The 3,227-nt window shown below is 53.5% G+C and carries 3 protein-coding genes and 1 pseudogene; 2 read left to right on the plus strand and 2 right to left on the minus strand.

Annotation, left to right across the window (positions count from 1 at the left end):
* Positions 1-463: 463 nt before the first annotated feature.
* Both ILFOPFJJ_RS34425 and ILFOPFJJ_RS34430 read right to left on the minus strand, forming a co-directional pair.
* Positions 464-928, minus strand: a complete 465-nt coding sequence (locus ILFOPFJJ_RS34425; protein ID WP_173514848.1) for a hypothetical protein — start codon at positions 926-928, stop codon at positions 464-466.
* A gap of 51 nt (positions 929-979) precedes the next feature.
* Positions 980-1,882, minus strand: coding sequence for a tetratricopeptide repeat protein (locus tag ILFOPFJJ_RS34430; protein ID WP_210267720.1), 903 nt, complete (start codon positions 1,880-1,882; stop codon positions 980-982).
* A gap of 352 nt (positions 1,883-2,234) precedes the next feature.
* On the opposite strand from ILFOPFJJ_RS34430, the pseudogene ILFOPFJJ_RS35905 reads away from it, so the two are divergent.
* Positions 2,235-2,321 (plus strand): annotated as a pseudogene (locus ILFOPFJJ_RS35905) (SOS response-associated peptidase); the annotation flags it as partial.
* 636 nt (positions 2,322-2,957) lie between these two features.
* Positions 2,958-3,227 (plus strand): SH3 domain-containing protein (locus tag ILFOPFJJ_RS36735; RefSeq protein ID WP_173514850.1); only part of this gene is annotated, 270 nt, incomplete at its 3' end.

The raw sequence follows: 3,227 nt of genomic DNA on the forward strand, positions 1-3,227 counted from the left end.
GATCAACCTCAGATCGCTGCAACTGAAAAAGCGATGGGGCGTGGACGTCGCATACGGAAGATCATGTCCATCGGAATGCGCGATTGGGCGCATCGGTCATGATCCGTGCACGTTGGTATTATGCCGCGGAATTTGCTGAGGATTTCCTTGTGTCGGCTGAACGGCGCATATCTGATGCGGTAGACGATATGCAATCTGACTACACACCTCCTCGCTCGGAAGCTTCGCCGATTAAGGGTGGTGATACGATGTCCTCGCCTTTAGTCGGGCTTTTCCGGGATGTCGATGCTTGACGACCTGAAGGACCTGCGAATGTACGCGTGGCTGAACTTCGACAAGGACGCAATTCCTCAGCACGAAATCGTCGTGGACAAACCTCGCACACTTCTGTCTCGTTGCCGAAGGCCGAGCTGATCTCCCAGGGTTGCCTGTTCGAGAGAGCGGGCTACGAATTCGCAGCTTTCTATGTGCTCGGCTTGGAAAATAGTACAGCTTCAACAACCGCCGTAATGAAGGAGAAGCCCAAGACAACCATCATGGTTACGGTCATCCCGCCGGGGAGTTCGCCGACAGTGAGGTTTCCCTTGGTGTTCCCCAACCAGCTTTTGGCGACCACTACCCCTAACGTCGCAACAAACGCTCGTCGAAGCATGTATTGGGCACGGAATAGAAATATGAATGCTATGACTGGTATGCATCCGGCTAAGACGGCAGTCACCAGCCAGAACTTGCTGATTTCGCTCCATGGCAATGCGATGAGTGCAATCACCACGCATGCACAAATAATAAGAGAGCTGACGATTATCTTCGCCAGCCCGCTCTTGTCGTTTGGGGTTGCGGGAGTCCGTGCACGTTGCAAAGCCCTTTTCAGCCAAGCCTTCACGCCTTTTGGTGCTGGCGTTGGGCTGATGTGCCTGACAACAGCCATTAGACTGCCCTTACTAAATCCACATGGACCGGTCTGTCACGAAACATCTTGCTACCCTTTCAGTCGTTCTTGATATAGCGCCTCAAGCGTGTTCATCGCGACTACGAATGTATCGCACTCGCGAGCAAAGTCAAGATCATTGTCTGTTTTATAGGCATCCAGGACATCCTTTATGTCTTCTTTGACTGCGAACGGGGCACCCCCTGCAAGTCGTCCGGCCCAATGGCCGACCCATTCATCGTTCTTGAAAATGGAAGCAGCGCAAATTGCGTTATAGTAGTTGATGATAAAGGACGGCAGAATCGCAGCCGCCTCATCGAACCGCATAAACGCCATTTCGATTTGGGACTGTCGCATGAGTGCGAGGCCGAGATTGTTGGTATATGTCGCCAGGAACAGGGCTGGCGTGTCGTTTCGGATTTCTCGCGTTAGATTGAGTGCCCGTTCAAAAACGTCGGCAGCTCTCGCATATTCTGCCTTATAGTACAGGGCGATGCCAAAACTACCCAGCACATAAGGCTGGGTCTTCTTCGGGATGAAATTGAAGTCGGATTCATATTTGGTACGGTTTTCCAGGATGGCGTAGGCTTGATCATAGTCGCGCCCGGCGATCAGAGATCGCACATCCTTATACCAGTCCGGGATATCCCGCTCCTCAATGCCCTCGATTTCGATATGAGGGTTCTTCCTTTGCTCCTCTTGAGCTGCCGCACGGATTTTGTCCAGCAAGCCGACAAAAGCCAAATCATCCTTTTGAGCATCCACAAGCTCGCGCATGGCCTTCAGCACTTCAGGACCGGGCTCGCTCGCGTCACTCAGGTATCGTTGCACCTGCTTCTCACTAACCTTGAGGTTCTCTGCCAGCATTTTTCGCTCCGCGTGGCGAAATAGGAGCTTGAACATTAGCAGCGTTTCATTCTTCTTAAGCTCTGCCCTACTCTTGAAGAATCGCATTTCACCCTCACGTCAAGTCATCTGAGCCGATGGTTGTGGACATCAAAAATGTCCGCGACGACTGTAAACTTCGACATCATCCATGTCAAATGCCGAGATGCGGTCGAGTCGCCGACCCAATGTGAATGTCTGCAGTCGACGACATCTCGCGAGGCATTTTGTCCCGGCCGGAGATGCCCGGTTCCCGATAATTTAGCCGCACCAGGTTCTGGCAATCACTGAGTTTTGGCTGCAAAACGATTGGCCTTTCTGCACGTCGGACCGACTGAGTTGCCGTTCGGCGCCGCCGCTGGGATGGCAAAGATAGCCCTCAAAGGATAGACGCAATTGGAAAGGGACGTAGCTGGCGATCTTGCGCAATTTCTACCGCATTGAAGACAAGGACTGGGTCAGCAAGGGGGCTCAAGACGCGGAGAGCCTGATCAACCTGATGCCCGCCTCAGGTTTCCTTGGATTGAGCCGCGTTGGATTGCTAGGCGCAAATGTTGCGATACCGGTGATCCCGGCACCTAAGCCAAAGAATCGAAACCAAAATTGATTGCGCTCCCTAGGTTCGTCGCAATGACCCTAGCGAGCTATTGATTACAAGCGCTAGCAGCGCGATGAACCGTAGGGTCTGAATCTTGGTGGGACCGACGCTGGCGTAATCAGCGCCAGGCCCTGGCGACTTGTCCACCCACTTACCATTGATGGCTCCTTATCATGTAGGGTAGAGGCAATCTACCCAATTCGATATAAACGCGAAACGCCTTCCCACTGCACCTCTAGCTTGTCGGAAATTGCTTTCTACGTCAAAGTCCGTTCGGAGGTTGGCATGCGGAAGCGGTATTGGATCATATGGGCAGTTGTCTTCTATGCCTTTAGTCGGCTGATGGGTGGTGGGTGGGGACAACGTCGGTGTCGCGAGCGTACCCTCTATCTCTGAACAGCGAAAACAGCCCCAGCCGATCAGCATCGAAACGTCAAAATCGGCTCCCGAGATCGCGTTGTCTGAGGCAAACCCTGCAGATGGGCAAAAATCGAGCGACAGGAGCCAGCTCAAAGCTATCCGCCGCGATTTGTCACCGGAAACCGCGTGGCGTTTCGGTCGGGACCATCCACTGGCGACGGCATCATTGATCGCTTCGACAATGGGCGAGAAGTTCGTCTAATCGAGCAGTCGGGCGATTGGTCCCATGTGCGGGACCAACTCACCCAGCGGGACGGGTGGATGGCTTCCCGGTTTCTAGGAGACCTGTGCGCGGGTGTGTGGACCGAAGCGAACGACTGTGATTCTATCACTCTGAACAATGGATTGAGGGATTCGAATGGGACGTCGACGCATAGGTCAGGAGAAGTTCGGCTT

The sequence above is a fragment of the Sinorhizobium psoraleae genome (assembly GCF_013283645.1).
Taxonomy (GTDB): domain Bacteria; phylum Pseudomonadota; class Alphaproteobacteria; order Rhizobiales; family Rhizobiaceae; genus Sinorhizobium; species Sinorhizobium psoraleae.